Origin of the sequence: Pseudoalteromonas sp. SG41-2 (assembly GCF_014164535.1) — a bacterium.
GTDB classification, from domain to species: Bacteria; Pseudomonadota; Gammaproteobacteria; order Enterobacterales; family Alteromonadaceae; genus Pseudoalteromonas; species Pseudoalteromonas rhizosphaerae.
Genome location: NZ_JACJFK010000024.1, coordinates 1 through 22,055, shown reverse-complemented (window position 1 = coordinate 22,055; position 22,055 = coordinate 1). Strand labels below are relative to the sequence as shown.

Below are 22,055 nucleotides of genomic sequence, written 5' to 3'. Positions count from 1 at the left end.
CTACGGTTCCAGACTTCTTGCAAACTAATAAAAAATTGCCGTTAGGATACCCCAAAAAAAGCACTAATCACAGCGTCAAATCAGTGGATTTTATATGAAATTAGTTTTCAGGGCAGGTTAACCTATACTTGTGTAAGGTATAGGTTCGCTAAACACAGTTCTGAAGGAGTAAACAATGGCTGATTATAAGACGTGGTTAACAGATTTGAGCACATGGTTGAAAGACGTAAAAGATCATGAGCTAAAAGATGCGATGGATAAGTTTATTGAATCTGAACAAGCGCTAAAAGATTTAGGACAAGAAAAATTAACTTTATACAGTGAATATTTAAAGCGCGATATTGAACACATCCAAGAGCACGATCAACACTATGGTTCCCTTGCATGGCAAGAGCTTAAAGAGTCTTTGTGGTTTGAACTTTCACATATCGAAGACAAAACTCAACTTGAGTGGCAAGCATTAAATCAAGATTTTAAGCACAATGGGGTATATCACCAAGGCGAATGGATAGCCATGGGCACATTAGTATGTAAGAATTGCCAATATAGTTATGATATTTACCACGCTACGCAAATTACAGCGTGTTCGCAATGTGATGGTATCTACTTTAGCCGCAAGGCACTACAACCTTAAATAGTTAGTGAACAGTGCCTTTTAGTGCACTGATGCCACCTTACAAAATCAACGAATATGTTGGTATAAAAAGAAGTTAGAATGACGAAGAAACTGCTGCCTTTATCTGTGTCGGCCCTTGCGCCGACAATTTCACTTAATCATGTACAAACGTGCATGAACAATCCATATCCTGAAACCTTGACTTTCATCGGTCAACAGCGGGCGCAAAGTGCGCTTGATTTCTCGTTAGGGATGGAATTACCTGGTTACAATGTGTATGTAATGGGGGAGGCCGCGCATGGTCGGTTTACCTTAGTCAAAGATAAACTTCAAGCACACAGCAAAGGCCGGCCAACACCAAATGAGTGGTTATACGTTAATAATTATGACGACCACCGCGAGCCTATCGCAATGTTTTTACAAGCAGGTCAAAGTAAACAGTTAGCTGATGATATTGACTCATTTATTGATGAAGTACTCGACACCTTTCCTGCAGCGTTTGATAACCCAGCGTACCAGCGTAAAAAGAAAAAAATCGACCGTGAATTTAACGACGCTTACGATAGCGCAATTACTGCTGTGGAAATTGCCGCGCTTGAGCAAAGTGTTGCCTTAATTGAAGAAAAAAGTGTGGTTGGATTTGCCCCGCTGATTGATGGCAAACAACTAAGCGATGCTGAATTTGCTGAGCTTGATGATGAATTGCGTGAACAATTTTATGAAGTAATTGAAAAACTCGAAGATGCACTCATTGAGGCACTGATTGAGTTGCCTCGTTGGAAACGTGAATCATCTGAAAAACTCCGTAATTTAAAAAAATCCACCGCAGAGCTGGCTACTAAGCCATTACTAAAAGATCTTGAACATAAATATGCTGCGCACATTGGAGTATTACGCTATCTAAAAGACATCCGCGTGGAAATTATTGATGCGGTACTTGAGTGGCTCGATGATGAAGATGTTAGCGACGAAAACAAAGAAGATTTTGACCGTAAAGGGATGCTTACCGACTTTTTTGCACCTAATATTTTAGTTGAATTTAAAGAAGGTGATGCTGCCCCTGTGGTGTATGAGCCAAATCCTACCTTTGGTAATATTTTTGGCAAAATTGAATATGCTACTTCACAAGGCTCATTGATCACCAGTTATCGATCGATTCAGCCGGGGGCACTGCATCGCGCTAACGGTGGTTATTTGATTATGGACGCTGAAAAAGTGATGGCTAATCCACAAGTGTGGGATGGTTTAAAGCTGTCATTAAAAACTCATCAAATCAAAAATGATTTACCGTATCAAGATAGTGCTGTTGGCAGTAGCTTTACCTTGCGTCCACAGTTGATCCCGCTTGATGTAAAAATTATTTTACTCGGCTCGCGTGAGTTGTATTACACCATCGGTGAATATGACGAAGAGTTTGCTGAGCTGTTTAGAGTGTTAGCCGATTTTGATTATTACCTGCCAAGCAGTGATAAATTACAGTATCAATTTATCACTAAAGTGATTGAGTACTGTGAGCAGACGCTAAAGTGTAGTCTAACTGAGTCAGCGATGGCACGATTACTGAAATTTAGCTACCGCCAAGCAGAACATCACAATAAGCTTTCAGCTCGTTTTGCTGATGTGTTAGAGCTAGTGGCAGAAGCCAGCTTTTATACCAAGCAAGATAACTTAACTTTAATTGATGCCCATCATATTGATGAAGCGATTGAAGGCAAGCAATATCGTACTGGGCAAATTAGCGAAAATATGCTCAGCGATATCAAAGAAGGGCATACCTTAATTGCCACCGACGGTCATGCTGTAGGTAAAGTAAACGGTTTAACAGTATTACACATTGGCGATACTTCTTTTGGTACTCCGGCACGGATCACCGCCACGGTTTACGCTGGTGCGGATGGGGTAATTGACGTTGAGCGCGAAGCTGAGCTGGGTAAAGCCATTCACTCCAAAGGTGTCATGCTACTGACGGGCTATTTAGGTAATAAATATGCGCAGCAATTTAGTTTAACGCTCAGTGCTAATATCGCCATTGAACAAAGTTATGGCTACATTGATGGCGACAGTGCGTCATTAGCTGAGTTGTGTGCGCTTATTTCTGCAATTACTAGCTTACCTATTAGCCAGTCAATTGCACTGACTGGTTCAATTAACCAGCACGGTGACGTGCAAGCCATTGGCGGTGTAAACGAAAAAATTGAAGGGTTTTTTAAGCTTTGCAAAATGCGTGGTTTAACGTCTGCGCAAGGAGTAATAATTCCTAAATCAAATCAAGTAAACTTAGTGCTTGATGACGAGATCCTCAATGCAGTAGAGCTTGGCAAGTTTCATATTTATGCAGTTGAAACGGTTGACCAAGCGCTTAATTTACTGATGGATATTGCAGCAGGCGAGTTGAGCGACGGGCAATATCCTGAAAACTCAGTTAACGGCATTGCCTTAGCCCGTTTAAGTGAAATTGCAGATATCGTTAATGGCGATAACGACGAAAAAGAACACGAGAAAGAATAATCATGATCAACATTATTTTGGCGATTATCATCGCCATTTTATGCTTTTTGATTTTTCAAAATAGCAAAAAAGTAAAGCAACAAGCGGTCGCTAATGCGCAAATCGAAGCCGACTTTTTAGTGGCAAACAGCAAGGTTGAAGGGGTTATTGAGACCGTATCTGGTCTGCAATATAAAGTTGTTAGCAGCAGTGGTAATGAGGCAAGACCAAGCCCAACTAGCATGGTGAATGTGCATTATCACGGTACTTTGCTAGATGGCAGTGTATTTGACAGTTCTGTTGAGCGTAATAGCCCAATCAGTTTTGGTTTAAATCAGGTAATAAAAGGCTGGACTGAAGGCTTGCAACTGATGAGTGAAGGCGATAAATACACCTTTTATATCCCTCATCAATTAGCTTACGGTGAAAAACGTGTTGGCAGTATTCCTCCAGCCTCTTTACTTATATTTGAAGTTGAATTACTTAAAGTAGAGTCTTAGTTGAAAAAATGGCGAAATAAATACATTCGCCATTTTAAACAACTTTTACATGGCTTCTAGCTTGATACCACGTGTTTCTTTTATATATTTAACAATAAAAAATACGCTAATAAAGGCCGAAATAGCATAAAACCCATAGGCACCAGCTAAACCAATACTACCGAGCATAATCGGGAAGGTCATGGTAATTGTAAAGTTGGCAAGCCATTGCGCACTTGCTGCAACAGCTAAAGCAGCCCCTCGAATACGATTATTGAACATTTCGCCTAATAGTACCCATACAACAGGTCCCCAGCTTAAGCCAAAAAATACCACAAAGAGATTAGCCATGATAAGTGCAAACGTGCCCATACTGTCAGTTAATGCAAGTTTACCTGCCGCATCGAGGCCTGCGCTACCAAAGGTATAAGTTAATGCACTTAAACTAATAAACATACCAATACTACCTACTAGTAATAATGGTTTTCTGCCTACTTTATCGATAAGCGCAATTGCTATAAAAGTAGATAAAATATTGGTAGTACCCGCTAATACATTGATGAATAAAGATTGTGATTCATCAAAACCCGCTGCTTGCCAAAGCTCAGAGCCGTAATAAAAGACCACATTAATGCCTACAAATTGCTGAAAAACAGACAAAGCGATACCAACCCATACGATTGGGTGTATTTTCTTTTTACCGTCAATAAATAAGTCACGAATACTTGGTTTTTTATCGCCATGAAGTGACTGCTTAACATCGTTTATTTGTGATTGGGCATCATCATTGGATATTTTTTTAAATACAGCTTTGGCTTTTTCTAATTGGCCTTGGGCAACTAAATAACGCGGCGACTCTGGTATAAATAATACTCCCAACAGAAATAATCCTGCAGGTACAAGTTCTGCCCAAAACATCCAGCGCCAAGCCGCCAGCTCAAGAATAAAAATACCTTCAGCGCCGTTTGCCGCCGAAGCGATCAGGTAATTACTTAAAAAAGCAGCAAATAAGCCAAGTACAATCGCTAATTGTTGCAGTGTTGCTAATCGTCCACGCAAAGCCGCAGGTGCGACTTCAGCAATGTAAGCGGGTGCCAATACAGATGCAGCGCCAATACCGAGACCACCAAATAGACGATAAAAAATAAATTCAGCGGAGCTGTCTGCAATGCCTGAACCAAACGCGCTAATGGCAAATATTACTGCAGTGATGATCATAATTGAGCGGCGACCAAATTTATCAGCAAGCGGGCCCGCAATCAGCGCACCAAGAGCACAACCCAGTAAAACCGACGCAACATTAAACCCTGTTGCGACGCTGCTTGAGTTAAATGTTTTGCCAAGCGCCGACACAGTTCCGTTGATAACCCCGGAGTCAAAGCCAAATAAAAAGCCACCAATTGCTGCAACGCCAGATATAAATATAACGTAAAGTAGAGAATCGGTGTTTGTTGATAAAGAGTGATTCGGGCTATTAATCTTGCCCGACGATAAAGGTGTTGTCATGGTGATATACCTGGTTATTGTTGTAACGAATTATATAGTAGTGTGAGGCGACGCATATTTTAACATGATTTTATCGGGGCTGACTCTTTCATAACTAATATTAAAGTTATTATTAAGCACTTCGAGTAGACCTTTAACGTCGCCAGTTTTGAACATGCCTGCAACGTGTACTTGCTTCAAACGTTCGTCATCAGTATGTATAGCTATAGTGGCTCAAAGTTATGTTGCAGTCTTTGATGCTAAAATATTTGCTTTTAGAGTTTAACCATTAGTAGCTTCCTAGCATTTGGGTAATAACAAAGGGTAATATTTTTGGAGAAGAAAGCTAAAGTCTTATTATTTTGTGCCGATATTATTACCAGGATAATTTTAAGGATGAAATATGAAGATCTTACCTGTTATTACTATTCCTGAAGCTCATGGGTTTCAAAGTAAATACGAAAAACGACTTGAAGAACAAGCAGCGCAAACAGAACAGCCTGAATATATTTTGTCTGAGTTTTTAGATGCTAAAGCGCAAGAGTATAGCGAAGATGATGTGAATTTTGCTGAACAGTATAACAATTTACAAAAAGTGTATGAAGATTTCGCTCAAAAGATCATCGTGCTACAAGAACAAATTAATAAATTAAAACAAGATCCAATTCAGCGAAATCTCAAGCTTGAAAGCCACAATAGCAACTTTATACAGCTGGAAAAAAATACCGAAGCGCAAAATTTAAAAATAGATCCTGAGCATACTGGTGCGAAAAAATACCGAGATTCTCAACAGCAAGAGCAAATTGATATATTAGTTCAGCAACTTAATGAGCTAAAGTCCAACCACGCAGAAATAAAGAAACAGATGATAGAAATGGTTATCACAGAACTTAAAAAGCGAGGTAACGAAGAATATGATTTTAAAAAATAATTTTAATATTTCCAATATAGCAGCTTAATTTACGCTATTTAAGCTCAAAGTTAATATGCGCTAATTCAAGTTTAAAATTACCTTGCTGCTTTTTGGCGATCATAAGGCCCAATTGTTGTACATCTTTGAACGTTAACTCTGGTTGCTGCTCTAAGGTTTTACCACGGTAAGTAAGACTAAAGTCAGTTGGTGAGAATGTAACGACTTGCCATTGATCTTTTAATGTTGCAAACGAAGCAGTAAATGCTGGCCCATCTAGGTACTGACTCGTTCTTAAGCGAAGTTGATACGTTTTACCATCTCCTTTGAACCGTAAAGATATGAGATTGGCGTTTTCTTTATTAGTGTTTATTGTTGTGCGTATTGAAGCAAAGCCTCCATTATTTTCAAAAGAAACGTTGCCTGTAAAAATTAAGCTATTGTCCTTCTCATAAGCTTGGCTGGTCGATAAACCGCCCATTACTGAGTCATTAACTATTTGCCAGTGCAGAATTAAATCGCCGGAACCTGATAGTAAGGGCAAACTAGTTGTAGGGTTTGTTTTCATTTTTTATCGCAAAGCTTTGTGTTATAGATAAGCTCAATAATACGTATGTTCAGATAAATTGATCACTTTTTTAAAAATAGGGAAAGCATGAATTCAGATAAATTTTTTAAATGGGTATGGAACTTAAATGGAATTATTTTATTAGTCGGGGTTTTAATTGCTACTGCGTTAATTTCAGTCCAACTTGTTACAACAGTATTTAATGATAACGACGTTGAGCCACCGGCATTAAATTTAGCAGATGACAAAAACGAAGAAGAAAAGTGGCGTTTGGGCTACCCGCGAAGAGTAGGAGAAACGGACTTTTATTATATAGAGCTTGAGTCTGAAAAGTTAACGGTTGAAGCCGATACCGAACGTGGGTTAGGGCAAGTTGTAGAAAATTTTAGTGGTTCCTCTTATTATAAAAATAGGCCAACACGGTCAAAAAATGTGATGTTTATCAATGGTAAAACAAACTATGCAAATTGGCTTTTTGATACGACAGATCAGTTGATCACTGATATTTCTCCATTGTATTTATCTGAATTTGATTCGCAGTCAAAAGCGGCGGGTATTGCCTATCATGTTATTAAAAACGACACAAATAACGACGGCCTTTTAAGCAACGAAGATAAAAGCACTTTTGCGTTAAGTAAAATTGATGGCAGTGGTTATAGCGAGGTTCTCACAGGCTACGACCGCATTCTTGAGCATGCTGTTAATGAGCAAGGCAATTTGTTTATGTTGTTTATAGACAATGCTGAAGTGTTTTCAATGCTTGTTGATTTAACTACTTTTAAAGTGATTGATAAAAGGCAGCTACCTAAAGTCGGAGGACTATAACTATTACTCATGAGTATTATTTAACCTGACCTCTGATTAAGAGAATTACTAAGACACTGATTATAAATATTGTTCAGGTTATTTACACTCTGTTACAGTTATTTGCCGAACAAAGCTGCAATCCATTTTTATGTTGTTATGATGATATAAAATAACAACATAAGGATGGTTAAGTTGAAATTACGTACTTTTTTAACCGCAATAGCGATTGCGGTTGCGCCTACATTCTCACCCATGGCCGCGGCTTATGATACTCAAGATACGCGATTATTGCGTTTCCCTGATATTCATAAAGAGTCGGTTACTTTTGTTTATGCCGGTGATATTTATATAGCAAATATCAAAACGGGTAACAGCACGCGCTTAACAGATCACATTGGTTTTGAAACATTCCCTAAGTTTTCTCCAGATGGGAAAAGGATCGCTTTTTCAGCACAGTACAATGGTAGCCGCCAAATATATGTAATGAATCGCGATGGCAGTGATCTAAAACAGCTGACTTACTATAACGATGTTGGTGTGATGCCGCCTCGTGGTGGCTATGATTATCGTGTCCTTGATTGGACGCCTGATGGTAAACATATAGTGTTTCGAGCAAACCGTACACCTTATGGTAAGCGTGTGGGACGTCCTTACATGGTGCCTGCCGATGGTGGATTAGAGCAGCCATTGGCCATACCTGAAACGGGTGGCGGCATGTTATCGCCTGATGGTAAGCAATACGTATATACACCAATTGATCGCGAGTTTCGTACCTGGAAGCGCACGCGAGGGGGCCGCGCACAAGATGTATGGATCTATGATTTAGAGCACAACAAGTCTACGCAGTTAACTACCGATAAAGCCACAGATCAGCAGCCTACTTGGGTGCATGATAATATTTATTATGTCTCAGACAGAGCATACACTTTAAACTTATATAAGCATCAAGACGGTAAAGCACCAGTAAAAGTGACCAATCACACGGATTTTGATGTGCTTTGGCCATCGGCAGGCCCAGATGCCATAGTGTATGAGAATGGTGGTTATTTATACCGTTTTGACGATGCAACGCAGCGTGAAGAAAAGCTGACTATTAACGTACAGGGAAATCGTGAATATACCATGCCTTATAGCAAAAATGTGGCTGGCTTTATTGATTCGATGGATGTATCCCATGATGGTAAGCGCGTGGTTTTTAGTGCCCGCGGAGAGCTGTTCTCAGTACCCGTTAAAAATGGCCCAACACGCAATTTAAGCCATACGCCTAAAGGGCGTGAAATTGCCGCTTCGTGGTCACCAAATGGCCGTTATATTGCGTATATGAGTGATGAAAGTGGTGAGTACGAAATTTATATCCAAGACCGAGCTAATAACAACAAGGTTAAACAACTGACAACTAATGGCACTATTTGGCGTTTTGACCCTGTTTGGTCTCCGGACAATAAAAAGCTATTGTTTGCAGATCTAAATCACACCTTATGGTGGCTTGATATAAAAACCGGCAAGCAGCATAAAATTGATACCGCCAAGTATGAAGAAGACGGCTTAACTACGTATATTTGGTCACCTAATAGTGAAGATGTTGTATTTGTTAAAAATAACGAAAATCGTTATGCCTCATTATGGCATTACAATTTAAAAGACAAACAAGTTACACGTCTGACCGACGATATGAGCAGTGAACGAAATCCGGCGTTTTCTCATGATGGTCAGCAATTGTATTTTACTTCAGAGCGCGACTTTAACTTAACTTTTAGTAGTTATGAATTTGACTACATGTTTAATAATGCCACGCGAATTTATGCTGTTGCTGTCAATAACAAAATCAAACCGCTGAATACGCCACTGACTGATGAAATAAGTATTGTTGACTCGAAAGCGAATAAAGACGATGACAAGTCAGCTAAACCGCTAAGCACTTATATTGAAAGTGATGGTTTTATGGACCGCGTTGTCGCTCTAAATGCTCCGGCCGGAAATTACAGTGCTTTAACTGCTGTAAAAGATGGCGTATTAACACTCTCTGCGGGTGAGCTAAAATTAATACCTATTGCCGTCGATGGCGAAATTGCCACCGTAGCGAAGGGGGTTAATAGCTATAAAATATCAGCGAATGCGCAGCATATCATTGCTCGCTCAGGTGATAATTACAGTGTAATTAAGCCAGCCGCTGAGCAAGATTTAAAAGCCACCCAGTTAGACTTGCAAAATATGATACTAAAAATTGACCCGCAAACAGAGTGGGCGCAAATGTATCGTGAAGGCTGGCGGACATTACGTGATTGGTTCTACGATGAAAATCACCACGGCCAAGATTGGGATGCTATTTTAAAACGCTACCAACCAATGGCTGATGCAATCGCACATCGCGCCGACCTTGACTATGTGCTAAGCGAAATTGCCGGCGAGATTAACTCCGGGCATATTTATGTCAACTCTGGCGATATGCCAACTGCAACACGTTTACAGCATGGTTTATTAGGCGTAGAAATTAGCGCGCATAAATCCGGTTTTGTAAAAATCGAAAATATCTTTAAAGGCGAAAACTGGCACGAGAACTTCCGCTCACCACTCAACGAGCCGGGCGTTAACGCAAGCGTTGGTGATTATATTGTTGAGGTAAATGGTCGTTCAGTAAAAGATGTGGTTAACTTTTATGAATTACTTGAAAACACCCAAGGTAAATCGGTTGAGTTATTGCTTAGTAAATCCCCGAGCCTGAAAAAAAGTTGGAAGATAACAGTTAAACCAATCGCAAGTGAAACCGGCTTACGTTATTTACAATGGACGCATAGCCGTGCTGAATATGTAAATAAACTATCCGACGGTCGTATTGGTTATGTACATTTGCCAAACACACATTACGAAGGTAATCGTTCGTTATTTAAAAACTTTTTACCGCAAACTAGCAAAGAAGCAATGATCATAGATGATCGCTACAATGGCGGTGGTTTTATCCCTGAGCATATGATCACTTGGCTGGCACGTAAACCGCTTAACTACTGGAAGCGTCGTGGCGTTGAGCCAACTAAAACACCACAGTTTGCCCATGATGGACCAAAAGCCATGCTGATCAACGGCTACTCAAGTTCAGGTGGTGACGCACTACCGTATTACTTCCGCCAAGCAGGTTTAGGTAAACTAATTGGCACTCGCACTTGGGGTGGATTAATAGGTATCTCTGGTAATCCAGGGCTTGTGGATGGTGGCTCTGTGATCGCTGCTACCTTTAGAATACTCGATAATGACGGTAACTGGATCATCGAAAATGAAGGCGTAAGCCCAGATATCGAAGTGATTGACCGTCCAGAGCTTATTCAAGCTGGGCAAGATCCGTCGGTTGAGCGTGCCGTACAAGAGCTGTTAAAAGAGCTTAAGGCAAACCCGAAAAAAACCTTGATTGTGCCGCCAGCTCCAACAGAGTTTGGTAAGTAGTAAGGTTAATAGGTATTAAAAACTGAGCCAGCATTTGCTGGCTTTTTTATAGCTTTTTGCGCTGAAGTTCGTATTTAAATTTGTCGGTCGTCATTTATGGTGAAAAGGAACGTATAAGATACGTACTGAAGTTTAACTGTTAAATAGTTCATCTAATCTAAAATATTCAACACCATCACCTGATTGTTTACTGATATTACACATTTTGATGGCAACTTGTTTGCCTGTGATAGGGCGATACTTTCTTAAACCAGGCAGCATACATAAAATTGGTAACAATATACTGCCAAGCTTTTCACCAATACGAAATTCGTTATTACGCTCGCCAAGTAATAACGATGGCTGAATAATACTAATGCGTTTAAATGGCAGTTCTTTGACAGTATTTTCAAGTTCACCTTTCATTTGTAAATATGCGTTACCACTATTGGCATTTGCACCACTGGAGGATACTAGCAAGTAATGGTGTACTTCGTGTTTTGCAGCAAGTTCAGCGACTTTTAACTGATAATAAAAATCAACCTTACGCTGAGCGGCTATAGAGCCAGCGGCTTTTTTGGTGGTGCCTAAACATGAAAATAATATATCCGCTTTAAAAAGCGCAGCGTGTTGAGCTAAATGGTTAAAGTCCACTACATAATTAACGACTTTGTCACTGTTATAACTAATAGGGCGACGCGTTAGGGTGATAACTTTACTGATATGAGTTGCCATAATTAATTCTTCAACTAAGTGACTGCCCACTAAGCCAGTTGCACCGACAACAATAGCTACATTACTCATACATTCTCCTTTGATAGCCCTAGCAAATAGCCAAAGTATGTTGTAACCATTGTTATGGATCGTTACTTGTATAACAACCTTTTAGATTATTCATAACAAAGAACACAAGATTAATAGTAATACTTATTTTTTAAACAGTTATTCTAGTTATTTAAGCGCTAAGCATGGCATTATATATTTAACTTATTTATCACGTTGTAAAAAAATAATACAAAGTGCGCACCGTGACTCTCTACAATGAAAGGCCTCCTGATGACAATGATGACGTTAGCCACCCACAATACAGTTGCGGTTTTAACCTTAACAAACGGCGAAAACCGCCAAAATCCACATTTTGCACATCAACTAAAACAAGCGTTAGCAGAGGTTGTTGAAAACCAAAACCACAAAGCGCTAGTGATCACCTCAAATGATGATAAGTGTTGGAGTTTAGGCATTGATACTGATTGGTTGTTACCTGCTATGCAAGCAAAAAAGGCCGATGAAATACGTGGTTTTATGTACGATATGGACGATGTATTTAAAACCTTACTGCTTTTTCCTATGCCAGTGATCGCTGCCATTAATGGTCATGCTTTTGGTAACGGTGCAATTTTAGCGTGCGCGTGTGACTTTAGATTTATGCGCGGCGATCGCGGCTTTTTTTGCTTCCCTGAAGTGGATTTATCGATCCCATTTTTACCCGGCATGATTGCTTTTGTGAAAAAAGCGATCCCTTACTATCGCTTTAACGAAATGAAACTGACAGGGCGTCGCGTCTCTGGAGCAGAACTTGCAATTGATCACGTTATAGAAAAAGCCTCAACAGACCAAGATAGCCTATTAGCGGACGCAATGGCGTTTGCCGCTACATTTGATAAAAAGCGCGCCATTTTTGCTGAGCACAAAAAACGTTTACACAAAGAAATAATTCGTGTGATAAATGAAGAAAATAAACCATTTATAGATAATCTAGCTTTGATGGTTTGAGCTATAGGCTGCTCTCAATAACAATCTAAATAAAGATACCTATTTAATTTTAAGGACAAAGGCGTAAATGAAAGCGAAACAAATAGAACAATTAGCATTAACAGCTGCTGAAACTAAGGAAGTTATTACGCCCTATGCATTTAAAATAGATCAAGCATTATTGGGACTGCCACTTGCTTCACCGACTCGCCGCGCGCTCGCGATGGTAATCGATGTAGCGCTAATTTTTCTCGCGGCTAAGATCAGTGCTGCTGTAATCGCATTTGTAGCTGCAATGGCTTTTTATAAAGGCACAGCGCAAAAATACTTACCAACAATGTCGACTGTTTGGCGAAGAGTATTAAAAATAACTGCTGCCAGTATATTATTTATAAGTTCACTCTCAGTGCTTGCAATCGCAATCGATTTTTTTGAGGATGATACTGCGATTCAAGGGATAAGAATTAAACGCGAAACACCATTAAATGCAGAGGAAAAACAACAGATAAATACTTATTTAATGCAAACAGCACCAAGTCAAAATTGCGATCAGGCTTGTCAAAGCAATGCGCTTGCTAATTTAGTTACTCAAGTGCCACAATTGGCTGAAATAGATGAATCTGATAACGATCAGGTTGCCCGATTATTATTGAAAGTAATGGTTGAAGCTGATGAGCAGACGGCTGCACCTGAAGACGCACCTGTTAAAGCTGCACCTGTGAATAGTATTTTACAGTGGGGCAAAGGAATCATTCAAGATTTAGGTCTTGGCTTTGGTTGGGCTGCTGTATATTTTACATTATTTTCGCTGCTTTGGCGTGGCCAAACACCGGGTAAAAAAGTATGCAATATCCGAGTTGTCGCACTTAGTGGCGAAGATTTAAGTTTATGGGATGCGTTTGGCCGATACGGTGGCTACGGCGCAGGGTTTGCAACTGGGTTACTAGGTTTTTTACAAGTTTATTGGGATCCGAACCGCCAAGCCATTCAAGATAAAATATCAGCAACTGTGGTTATTAAAGGCAGTATAAATCAGCTAATAAATGAAGAGACAGTTAAAGCGATTGTTAAATAGATAGTTAGACTCTAAGTAAGTTTTATAGAAAGGATTAATATACAGAGCATGCCCTATTTATGAAAAATAGGGCATTTAGTGAGGTTCACAGTCCTAAAAACTCTAAATAAGGCATAATAACATCGATATTTGATTTTATGAGTGCGCTAATGCCGGCAAAAAACAGCGCGAATAGTGTACACGCTGAAACATAGCTAACATGTTTATAAATCAGACGATAAAACTTGTCCAGAAAGTTCCACATCAAAAATAATGCGCCTATCCAAAACATGGTATCAAGTTTATATAACAGCGCAATTGTGACCACTGCTATTTCACTAATTAAACCGATAAGCTCAGCGCTAAAGCGTAGCCAAGGTTTTTCTTTTAATAAGAAAAAGCTAAGTTGGGAGATCCCTGAAAAATAAGCAAGTGGCAGTAACGTGAGCATACCAAGTTCAAAAGATTGTAGAGGCTGCCTTAGTTCGAGTAAAGGCGCGAACCAATCGGTATAAAATACTAACCAAGCTAATAGAGTTAACGTAAAACTAAGCGCAGTTAAATAAACAGATTGTGCAACGCGTTCATCTTGGCTGCCGACGGTTACTCTACCTGGAGCAACTAATATCATAAAACCAAAAGTTGATAACAAGGCTAATACACTGCAAAACCCAAAGATGCTGTTATCAAATATTAAGGCCAGCGCTGCGAATGTAATAGCTAATGGCCAACCTACCCATTTAGCTTCTTCTTTATCGTCACTAATGCGACTTAGCACCGAATAGCTAACAATGCTGCCTAAAGAGAATCCTGCAACCAGTAGCCAATATTCGTAGTGGAAAAAAATGAGCGAAATGATGGACGCGCCGTAAATCAAAAGTTCGTTGAGTAATGGTGGGAAATACGACATGATTTTGCCAATTAAGGCCAATAATAACAAAGCTGAAATAGCATATAGCGCGGTAGTGAAACTATCAATACGCTGCTCGGTGTCAGATATTGGTGAAGGTTGTTTGCTAATTTGATGGGCATTACCAATCGGTATGTCGGAGGTGTATGTTCCACTGTCTAAGTCAAAATGAAAGTTCGTTTGTGCTTGTTGATGTAAAAAAGTAGATTTTTCAGTAAACACATTCTCTGAAACAGCATTTTCAGCTTTTAACTCTAGTAATAACTGATATTGAGCTTGTAACTCATCCTTGGAACTGACTTCATATTGAGCGGCTAAACCCAAGGAGGGGATAGTAACCATCAATACGAACAGAATAAAATGCCTGACTCTGGCCATGTGCTGTGTAATTGATTGTTTGCATAGGGTGTTAATCCATAACATACGACTTCCTTGTTATTATATTTACGACAATTGATGTAGATGAAATATATCAATTATGTGATTAATTTTAGTGAATATATTTAACGATGATTATCTTTATATTTAAATTTTACGATTAATGCTGCGATTGTAATGCTAAAAATAAATAACCACACAGGCAAGTTACCGTATTGACTATAGATGCTGTCGCCTTGGATTAGCTTGATATTAACTTTAAGGGTGTCGGCTTCAAATTGTGGCATGCTGACTTGAATTTGACTGATTGGGTCGTATACGCCGCTGATACCATTGTTGGTCACACGAATAAGCGGGCGTTGCAATTCAAGGGCGCGCATACGGGCTATTTGCATGTGCTGGTGGGGGCCGTGGGAGGCACCAAACCAGGCATCATTACTTACAGTAAATAAAATATCCGAATCATTGTGGTAATTACCACGCACTAAATCAGCAAAAGCGATTTCGTAGCAAATGGCCGGTAATATATTTAAGCCATTAGCACGTAAGTTATTTTGAATTTGGTCGCCGCGAGAAAATGATGACATAGGTAAATCAAATAAAGGGGCGATAGGGCGCAATATATCTTCAAATGGCACAAACTCACCAATGGGAAGTAATTGGTGTTTTTGGTAACGGTTTTTACCTAAGTATAGATAATGACCATGTTCGTCACCCTGCTCTTTATTACCAAGTACAATTAATGTGTTGAAGATTGCTTTAGTGTCGCGCTGATAGTCAACAATACCTGTAATGAGAGCAGTATTGTTAAATGAGGCTGCGCTATCTAAGCCTGCTAAATAGCTATCTGCAAGTGCTTCTATTTCAGGCACTGCAGCTTCTGGCCAAACGATTAAGTCGGCATCCCAGTGCGGTCGAGTCATATCTTGGTACTTACTCATTGTGGTCCAAAATTCACTCGGGTCAAAGCGCAGATGCTGTTTGATATTACCTTGTACCAGTAAGGCGCTAATCGTTTTATCACTGTAACTGTTATTGCGCGTGTAGTGAGTAATAGCGAATAGTACAGCGATGCTAATTACAGTGGCTGCTGTGGCTTTAAAGTCTCTAATAAACAGCAGGCGATAGAGCGCAAAACCAATCGCGATACATACAAGGGTTAAGCCAAACTCACCAATTACTGGAGCGAGTAGATTAAGTGGGCTATCGGTTTGAGTATAACCAAAGCTTAGCCAAGGGAAGCCGGTGAGTACCACACCGCGTAAGTATTCGGTGACAGCAAAGCCTGAGAGTAATAATAAACCGTAGCTACTAGGGCCGCTGGCAAAGCGTGTGGCAAACATAAAGGCTAAAGCCGGGTAGATAGCTAAATAAGCACATAACAGCACCATCAGTAACACTGAGGCTACCAGTGGCATACCGCCGAAGGTGGCAATGGAGACATGCACCCAACTGATACCTGCGCCAAACCAACCGAGGCCAAATATAAAACCATATTTGGCGGCGCGTTTACTGGCTAGTTTGCCATATTGCTGCCCAGAATTATGTGTGTGGGTACTGTATATCGCTAATGCTAAACAGGCGAACGTGAGGGGCCAAATCTCAAAAGGGGCATAACACAAGGTTAAAAAGAGGCCCGCAACCAGTGCGAGCCATGCTTTTTTATCTTTTGCTAAATGCAGGCAGTTAGTCAGAAGTGTCTTCACTGTCGTTATCATCTGCCTTTGGCACTGTAACCTGTAATTGCAATAATCGACGATTATCGGCATTGGTTACTTTAAATTGTAAGCCATCTATATCAATTATTTCACCACGGCCAGGCATATGCCCAAAGGCGTGTAAAACAGTACCACCGATGGTATCAGCGTCTTGCGTGCTGTAGCCAGTTTTAAAATATTCGTTAAAATCATCAACAGGAGTAAGTGCTTGAACAACAAACACATGCTTTGCAAGTTGACGAATATCTAGTTGCTCTTCTTCGTCGTGTTCATCTTCAATTTCACCGACGATGAGCTCAAGAATATCTTCTATGGTTACTAAACCAGATACACCGCCGTATTCATCAATTACTAACGCCATATGGTAACGCTGTTGGCGAAACTCATTAAGTAGCGTATCAACACGCTTACTTTCAGGCACAACAACGGCTGGGCGTAAATAATCACGTAATGATGGCAGTAGATCATCTTTATTGAGGATCAGTGGTAATAGATCTTTTGCTAGTAAAATGCCTTCAATGTGGTCTTTATCTTCACACACCACTGGAAAACGTGAATGCGTTGAATCGACCATCATTGGAATGAGTTCTTCTAGTGGCGCTTCCACTTCGAGCGTGATCATTTGTGAGCGCGGGATCATAATATCTCGCACTTTTAACTCTGACACACCGAGCACACCTTCGATCATCTCTTTGGTTTCAGGATCAATGACATCCCGAACTTGCGCATCGGCAATTACTTCAGCCAGCTCTTCTCTATTCTGGGGTTCCCCTTGCAACATTTGGGTAATTCTACCCAACCAGGTCTTGCCAGAAGAACCCTGGCTAGTCTGCGAGTTATCGTCGCTCATTGCGTCTACTTGCTCCGTAAATTTAAATATCGTCCCGATATGGGTCTGCTATGCCTAATTCGGCAAGCAATTGCTTTTCAATGCTTTCCATTTCTGTCGCATCTTCATCCTTTATATGGTCAAATCCAAGTAAATGCAAGCATCCGTGGATCACCATATGGGCAAAATGGTCATGAAATGACTTTTCTTGCTCTATTGATTCAGCTAACACTATGGCTGGGCAAATAACTAAATCACCCACCAAAGGTAGCTCTATACCTGCTGGCGCTTCAAATTCAAACGACAACACATTGGTTGGTTTATCTTTACCACGGTAGTCATTATTGAGTTGTTGGCTTTGCTCTTCATCAGCAATAACAATACTCAGCTCTGATTCATCACGGTATTGACTAAGCACTTTATTAGCCCACAGCGCAAACTGCTCAAGACTAGGCAAGTTATCAAACTCGCAGGCTATTTGTAAATCAAGTTCAGTGTTCACGGCATCACTCTTTAGTCGAAGGTTGCGCTTGCTCTTGGTTTGCGAGCAAGTCTTTAGCACGTTGTTTTTCCGCGCGTTTGAGTCGTTCTGCTTCATCGTTACGTTCGTAGGCTTCAACAATACGTGCCACGACAGGGTGGCGTACCACGTCCTGTGATTGGAAGAAGTTAAAGCTTATTTCGTCTACATCGCTAAGTACTTCAATGGCGTGACGAAGCCCTGAGCGCGCACCACGGGGTAAATCTACTTGGGTAATGTCGCCGGTGATCACTGCTTTTGAATTAAAACCAATTCGGGTTAAGAACATTTTCATTTGTTCAACCGTGGTATTTTGGCTTTCATCTAAAATAATAAAGGCATCGTTAAGTGTGCGACCACGCATAAAGGCAAGTGGAGCGACTTCAATGACATTTTGTTCCATCAGCTTTTCGACTTTTTCAAAGCCGAGCATTTCAAATAAGGCATCGTACAATGGGCGCAGGTATGGGTCGATTTTCTGACTTAAATCACCTGGTAAAAAACCCAGTTTTTCACCGGCTTCAACAGCAGGGCGGGTCAATAAAATACGCCGTATTTCTTGACGCTCTAAAGCATCAACTGCTGCGGCGACAGCTAGGTAGGTTTTACCTGTGCCAGCAGGCCCGATACCAAAGGTGATATCGTGACGAAATATATTCGATACATAATGACCTTGATTGTCGTTACGTGGTTTTATTACGCCACGACGAGTTTTGATCATCACCTCTTTGCCATATTCGTTTAGCTCATCTTGCTCTAATGCATTTGACTCACTAATGGCTAAATGTACGGTATTTGCTTCAATTTCAGTAATAACACCGCGTACTGGCTGAGTTTCGACATATAAGTCTTTGAGGATTTCCATCGCTGCAAACGCGCTGGTGGTTTTACCGGTGATTTTAAAATAGTTATCGCGATGAGTAATTTCAACACCTAAGCGGCGTTCAATGTGTTTGATGTTTTCGTCAAACGGGCCACATAAAGATGAAAGACGTTTGTTGTCGGAGGGTTCTAAATAAATCTCTAATTTTTTTAATTGATTACTCAAAATTGCTTCCTGTTTTGATGTGCCAGCGAGGCTGGCACAGTAAGTTTCGCCTAAGGAACGAAAGTTGCAACACCTAATTCATCAGGGGTGGCTTGCGGCTCTGGTTGTGCTGCTTTACTTAAAATATCAGCAGGAGCAACCGCACGGCGTAAGTTCATTTGGGATTCTGTACGAATTAAGTCACCGCGTAAAGAGTTTGGCAGTGCCTCAGTTATACGTACATCAACAAACTGACCGATCACTGTGTGTGGGCCAATAAAGTTTACTACGCGGTTGTTTTCAGTACGGCCACGTAGCTCCATCGGATTTTTCTTGGATGGACCTTCAACTAGGATGCGTTGTTCAGTATCAAACATTTGACGACTGATCTGTTGCGCCATTTGAGTAATACGGTTTTGTAGTAGGTATAAACGCTCTTTCTTTTCTTGCTCGCTGACATCATCAGGCAAATCAGCCGCTGGCGTACCCGGGCGTGCGCTGTAGATAAAGCTAAAGCTCATATCAAAACCAATATCATTGATAAGGTTCATCGTCGCTTCAAAGTCAGCGGCGCTTTCACCTGGGAAACCAATAATAAAATCTGACGACATACTTAAATTAGGGCGAATTTTACGTAATTTACGAATCGTTGATTTGTACTCAATAGCAGTGTGACCACGTTTCATTAAATTAAGAATACGATCCGAACCGCTTTGTACAGGTAAATGTAAGTGATCGACTAATTCAGGTACGTCGGCATAAGCGTCAATGATGTCTGGTGTAAACTCTACCGGGTGCGACGTGGTGTAGCGAATACGGTCAATCCCGTCGATAGCTGCAACATAACGAATTAAATCTGAGAAGTAACAAATTTCACCATCGTGAGTTTCGCCGCGATAAGCATTTACGTTTTGACCTAGTAGGTTTACTTCACGAACATTTTGCTCTGCAAGTTGAGCAATTTCTAATAATACATCATCAAGCGGGCGGCTGACTTCTTCACCGCGCGTGTAAGGTACTACGCAGAAGGTACAGTATTTAGAGCACCCTTCCATAATAGATACAAATGCAGAAGGACCGTCTGCTTTTGGCTCTGGTAAACGGTCAAACTTTTCAATCTCTGGGAATGAAATATCAACCACAGAGCTGCCTTTGTTACCTTGCACTTGTTTGATCATTTCAGGTAAACGGTGCAATGTTTGAGGGCCAAAAATAACGTCAACAAATGGTGCGCGTTGGCGAATTGAATCGCCCTCTTGTGACGCAACACAGCCACCAACACCGATGATCAGATCGGGTTTGTCATCTTTGAGTAATTTCCAACGGCCTAGTTGATGGAATACTTTTTCCTGCGCTTTTTCGCGAATTGAACAGGTATTGAGTAGGATAACATCTGCATCCCCAGCTTCATCAGTTAACTGGTAGCCGTTGGTTGCATCGAGAAGATCAGCCATTTTCTGAGAGTCGTATTCATTCATCTGACAACCCCAGGTTTTAATATGCAGCTTTTTACTCATTGAAATATAGCCTCGTTTTCAATTCGGTAGTGGCACGGTTGTGCGCTAAACAGGATAAGCGGCACTTTCGCTTACTTAAAGGACGCGTATTTTAGCTGGATACCCGTCTAGATCCAAGTATAGTTTTTATGTTTGTGAATTGAAGTCAAACAAAGTGCGTTTTATGGTTGATTAAGATGAAACTCACTCGCACTTGCAAACAGAAGTACGATACAATCAAGCGCACTGAAAATAACCAAATTAGTGACTAAAAATGATGAAAAACAAGGTTGTTGTTGTTGGCGGCGGCATGGTTGGTGCAGCCACAGCAGTTAAACTCGCTAAACAAGGATGCCAAGTAACAGTGATTGAGCAGCAGATAATTGATGCTGATGCTGTATTGGCAAGTGAAAAAGTTGATATTCGTGTATCTGCTATCAATCGTTTTTCAGAAAACTTATTAGATGACTTAGGCGCTATGCCTATTTTACGAGTGCATCGACATGCCCCATACCAACAGCTCGAAGCGTTTGAACGAACGGGCGATAACCTTTTGTTTGATTGTCACGATATTAATACCACTCATTTAGGCCACTTAATTGAAAATAATTTAATTCAAGCGAGTATCTGGCAACAGTTTGCACAGCACAATATCGAAGTGATTGAAACACCTCAATCATTGTCCGCAATTGAGCAAAGCGAACAGCAAGTGACATTGCATTATGGTGAGCAGCAATATACAGCTGATTTAGTTGTTGCTGCAGATGGTGGGCAATCGTTATTACGTCAACAGGCCGGTATTGGTGTTACGGGTTGGCAATATGGTCAGCATTGTATGGGAGTATTAATAAAACTAGACGCTGCGCAACAAGTAAAAACATGGCAGCAGTTTAAGCCCACAGGTCCGGTAGCTTTTTTACCTATGCAGGCGCCATACGCCAATTTAATTTGTTACCACGATGCAAAGCAGTTAAAGCAATGGCAGCAGCTCTCAGCAGGCGAATTAAAACAGCAACTGCTTGCACATTTCCCGCCCTTAGCTGGGGACTTTGATATCATAGAGCATGCTGTATTTCCGTTAGCCCGCCAACATGCCAACAGCTATTCAGATGGCCGTATCGTGCTGGTTGGTGATGCAGCGCATACGATTAATCCGCTCGCTGGGCAAGGGGTTAACTTAGGTTTTCAAGATGTCGTAGCACTTGCTGATATATTAAAAAATGCAGACGATATAGGTGCTGCACAATATCTTAAACAATATGAGCAAACTAGACGCAAAGCAAATTTGTTAATGATGAGTATGATGGACGCTTGTTATTTTGGTTTTTCTAATCAACTAACTCCATTGCAGTGGGCACGCAGTCAGTTTTTGAAAATGGCAAATAAAACCGGACCGGTAAAGCATTGGGTATTAAAATATGCGATTAGCGGTGAAATCAGTTAAGAATTCTCATTTTATTAAAAATATGATTATCATAGCGAATTATACCAATCGTGTTAAGTTACTGACCATTTATAGCGACAGATAAATACAGTGATAACAAGGCGTAAATTTTGACATGTAGTTGTTCTACTTGAAAAAATTATAACGCAGTTAGCGCTTTA

General features: G+C 40.6%; 18 protein-coding genes. 9 read left to right on the top strand and 9 right to left on the bottom strand.

What is annotated here, in order from left to right; translation table 11 throughout:
* Positions 1-175: 175 nt before the first annotated feature.
* The 3 genes from H5186_RS17205 (at position 176) to H5186_RS17195 (ending at position 3,603) form a co-directional block, all read left to right on the top strand.
* Entirely contained in the window at positions 176-634 is a 459-nt protein-coding gene (locus H5186_RS17205; RefSeq protein ID WP_145240558.1) for a zinc ribbon-containing protein, read from the top strand.
* Positions 635-715: 81 nt separating this feature from the next.
* Positions 716-3,124, top strand: a complete 2,409-nt coding sequence (locus tag H5186_RS17200; RefSeq protein WP_145240561.1) for a Lon protease family protein — start codon at positions 716-718, stop codon at positions 3,122-3,124.
* A 2-nt stretch (positions 3,125-3,126) separates the two neighbouring features.
* Positions 3,127-3,603, top strand: a complete 477-nt coding sequence (locus tag H5186_RS17195) for an FKBP-type peptidyl-prolyl cis-trans isomerase (protein ID WP_182794724.1) — start codon at positions 3,127-3,129, stop codon at positions 3,601-3,603.
* Positions 3,604-3,648: 45 nt separating this feature from the next.
* Here the strand turns inward: H5186_RS17195 and H5186_RS17190 are convergent, their stop codons facing one another.
* The gene (locus tag H5186_RS17190; RefSeq protein ID WP_220491345.1) at positions 3,649-5,088 is read right to left on the bottom strand and encodes a sugar porter family MFS transporter; all 1,440 of its coding nucleotides are present in this window, start codon (positions 5,086-5,088) and stop codon (positions 3,649-3,651) included.
* A gap of 382 nt (positions 5,089-5,470) precedes the next feature.
* On the opposite strand from H5186_RS17190, the gene H5186_RS17185 reads away from it, so the two are divergent.
* A complete protein-coding gene (locus H5186_RS17185) occupies positions 5,471-5,998 on the top strand; it encodes a hypothetical protein (RefSeq protein ID WP_145240584.1) in 528 nt (175 codons plus the stop codon).
* A 34-nt stretch (positions 5,999-6,032) separates the two neighbouring features.
* On the opposite strand, the gene H5186_RS17180 is transcribed toward H5186_RS17185, so the two are convergent.
* Positions 6,033-6,545, bottom strand: a complete 513-nt coding sequence (locus H5186_RS17180) for a CIA30 family protein (RefSeq protein WP_182718119.1) — start codon at positions 6,543-6,545, stop codon at positions 6,033-6,035.
* Between the two features lie 87 nt (positions 6,546-6,632).
* Here H5186_RS17180 and H5186_RS17175 point away from each other — a divergent pair, with 87 nt between their 5' ends.
* Together H5186_RS17175 and H5186_RS17170 are read left to right on the top strand one after the other, a co-directional pair.
* The gene (locus H5186_RS17175) at positions 6,633-7,370 is read left to right on the top strand and encodes a hypothetical protein (RefSeq protein WP_182718118.1); all 738 of its coding nucleotides are present in this window, start codon (positions 6,633-6,635) and stop codon (positions 7,368-7,370) included.
* A 234-nt stretch (positions 7,371-7,604) separates the two neighbouring features.
* On the top strand, positions 7,605-10,787 hold the full coding sequence (locus H5186_RS17170) for a PDZ domain-containing protein (protein WP_404936443.1): 3,183 nt from the start codon (positions 7,605-7,607) through the stop codon (positions 10,785-10,787).
* Positions 10,788-10,919: 132 nt separating this feature from the next.
* Here the strand turns inward: H5186_RS17170 and H5186_RS17165 are convergent, their stop codons facing one another.
* Entirely contained in the window at positions 10,920-11,570 is a 651-nt protein-coding gene (locus H5186_RS17165; protein ID WP_182794722.1) for an NAD(P)H-binding protein, read from the bottom strand.
* Positions 11,571-11,822: 252 nt separating this feature from the next.
* Here H5186_RS17165 and H5186_RS17160 point away from each other — a divergent pair, with 252 nt between their 5' ends.
* Both H5186_RS17160 and H5186_RS17155 read left to right on the top strand, forming a co-directional pair.
* Entirely contained in the window at positions 11,823-12,539 is a 717-nt protein-coding gene (locus H5186_RS17160; RefSeq protein ID WP_246175492.1) for an enoyl-CoA hydratase/isomerase family protein, read from the top strand.
* A gap of 67 nt (positions 12,540-12,606) precedes the next feature.
* A complete protein-coding gene (locus H5186_RS17155; RefSeq protein WP_182794721.1) occupies positions 12,607-13,593 on the top strand; it encodes an RDD family protein in 987 nt (328 codons plus the stop codon).
* Between the two features lie 85 nt (positions 13,594-13,678).
* Here the strand turns inward: H5186_RS17155 and H5186_RS17150 are convergent, their stop codons facing one another.
* The 6 genes from H5186_RS17150 to miaB all read right to left on the bottom strand — a co-directional run bounded on the left by H5186_RS17150 (position 13,679) and on the right by miaB (position 20,471).
* Positions 13,679-14,905 carry a hypothetical protein gene (locus H5186_RS17150; protein WP_182718111.1) on the bottom strand — a complete coding sequence of 409 codons (1,227 nt, stop codon included), beginning with the start codon at positions 14,903-14,905 and terminating at the stop codon, positions 13,679-13,681.
* A gap of 80 nt (positions 14,906-14,985) precedes the next feature.
* Entirely contained in the window at positions 14,986-16,566 is a 1,581-nt protein-coding gene (gene lnt / locus H5186_RS17145) for an apolipoprotein N-acyltransferase (protein WP_182794720.1), read from the bottom strand.
* The gene (gene corC / locus H5186_RS17140; RefSeq protein WP_149980717.1) at positions 16,547-17,428 is read right to left on the bottom strand and encodes a CNNM family magnesium/cobalt transport protein CorC; all 882 of its coding nucleotides are present in this window, start codon (positions 17,426-17,428) and stop codon (positions 16,547-16,549) included. The genes lnt and corC overlap by 20 nt, the downstream gene beginning before the upstream one ends.
* A 22-nt stretch (positions 17,429-17,450) precedes the next feature.
* On the bottom strand, positions 17,451-17,909 hold the full coding sequence (ybeY, locus tag H5186_RS17135; protein WP_145240621.1) for an rRNA maturation RNase YbeY: 459 nt from the start codon (positions 17,907-17,909) through the stop codon (positions 17,451-17,453).
* A gap of 4 nt (positions 17,910-17,913) precedes the next feature.
* Entirely contained in the window at positions 17,914-18,975 is a 1,062-nt protein-coding gene (locus H5186_RS17130; protein ID WP_145240623.1) for a PhoH family protein, read from the bottom strand.
* Between the two features lie 50 nt (positions 18,976-19,025).
* Positions 19,026-20,471 carry a tRNA (N6-isopentenyl adenosine(37)-C2)-methylthiotransferase MiaB gene (miaB, locus tag H5186_RS17125; protein ID WP_145240625.1) on the bottom strand — a complete coding sequence of 482 codons (1,446 nt, stop codon included), beginning with the start codon at positions 20,469-20,471 and terminating at the stop codon, positions 19,026-19,028.
* A gap of 253 nt (positions 20,472-20,724) precedes the next feature.
* Here miaB and H5186_RS17120 point away from each other — a divergent pair, with 253 nt between their 5' ends.
* Positions 20,725-21,894: an FAD-dependent oxidoreductase gene (locus tag H5186_RS17120; protein ID WP_145240627.1), complete on the top strand. Its 1,170-nt coding sequence runs from the start codon at positions 20,725-20,727 to the stop codon at positions 21,892-21,894.
* Positions 21,895-22,055: the final 161 nt, after the last annotated feature.

Excerpts from the sequence above, each read along its gene's own strand:
- corC (WP_149980717.1), bottom strand. The coding sequence starts at position 17,428 with ATGAGCGACGATAACTCGCAGACTAGCCAGGGTTCTTCTGGCAAGACC.
- H5186_RS17175 (WP_182718118.1), top strand. The coding sequence starts at position 6,633 with ATGAATTCAGATAAATTTTTTAAATGGGTATGGAACTTAAATGGAATT.
- H5186_RS17190 (WP_220491345.1), bottom strand. The coding sequence starts at position 5,088 with ATGACAACACCTTTATCGTCGGGCAAGATTAATAGCCCGAATCACTCT.
- H5186_RS17195 (WP_182794724.1), top strand. The coding sequence starts at position 3,127 with ATGATCAACATTATTTTGGCGATTATCATCGCCATTTTATGCTTTTTG.
- H5186_RS17160 (WP_246175492.1), top strand. The coding sequence starts at position 11,823 with ATGACAATGATGACGTTAGCCACCCACAATACAGTTGCGGTTTTAACC.
- H5186_RS17150 (WP_182718111.1), bottom strand. The coding sequence starts at position 14,905 with ATGTTATGGATTAACACCCTATGCAAACAATCAATTACACAGCACATG.
- H5186_RS17180 (WP_182718119.1), bottom strand. The coding sequence starts at position 6,545 with ATGAAAACAAACCCTACAACTAGTTTGCCCTTACTATCAGGTTCCGGC.
- miaB (WP_145240625.1), bottom strand. The coding sequence starts at position 20,471 with ATGAGTAAAAAGCTGCATATTAAAACCTGGGGTTGTCAGATGAATGAA.
- H5186_RS17120 (WP_145240627.1), top strand. The coding sequence starts at position 20,725 with ATGATGAAAAACAAGGTTGTTGTTGTTGGCGGCGGCATGGTTGGTGCA.
- H5186_RS17165 (WP_182794722.1), bottom strand. The coding sequence starts at position 11,570 with ATGAGTAATGTAGCTATTGTTGTCGGTGCAACTGGCTTAGTGGGCAGT.
- H5186_RS17155 (WP_182794721.1), top strand. The coding sequence starts at position 12,607 with ATGAAAGCGAAACAAATAGAACAATTAGCATTAACAGCTGCTGAAACT.
- H5186_RS17205 (WP_145240558.1), top strand. The coding sequence starts at position 176 with ATGGCTGATTATAAGACGTGGTTAACAGATTTGAGCACATGGTTGAAA.
- H5186_RS17185 (WP_145240584.1), top strand. The coding sequence starts at position 5,471 with ATGAAGATCTTACCTGTTATTACTATTCCTGAAGCTCATGGGTTTCAA.
- H5186_RS17170 (WP_404936443.1), top strand. The coding sequence starts at position 7,605 with ATGGCCGCGGCTTATGATACTCAAGATACGCGATTATTGCGTTTCCCT.
- H5186_RS17200 (WP_145240561.1), top strand. The coding sequence starts at position 716 with ATGACGAAGAAACTGCTGCCTTTATCTGTGTCGGCCCTTGCGCCGACA.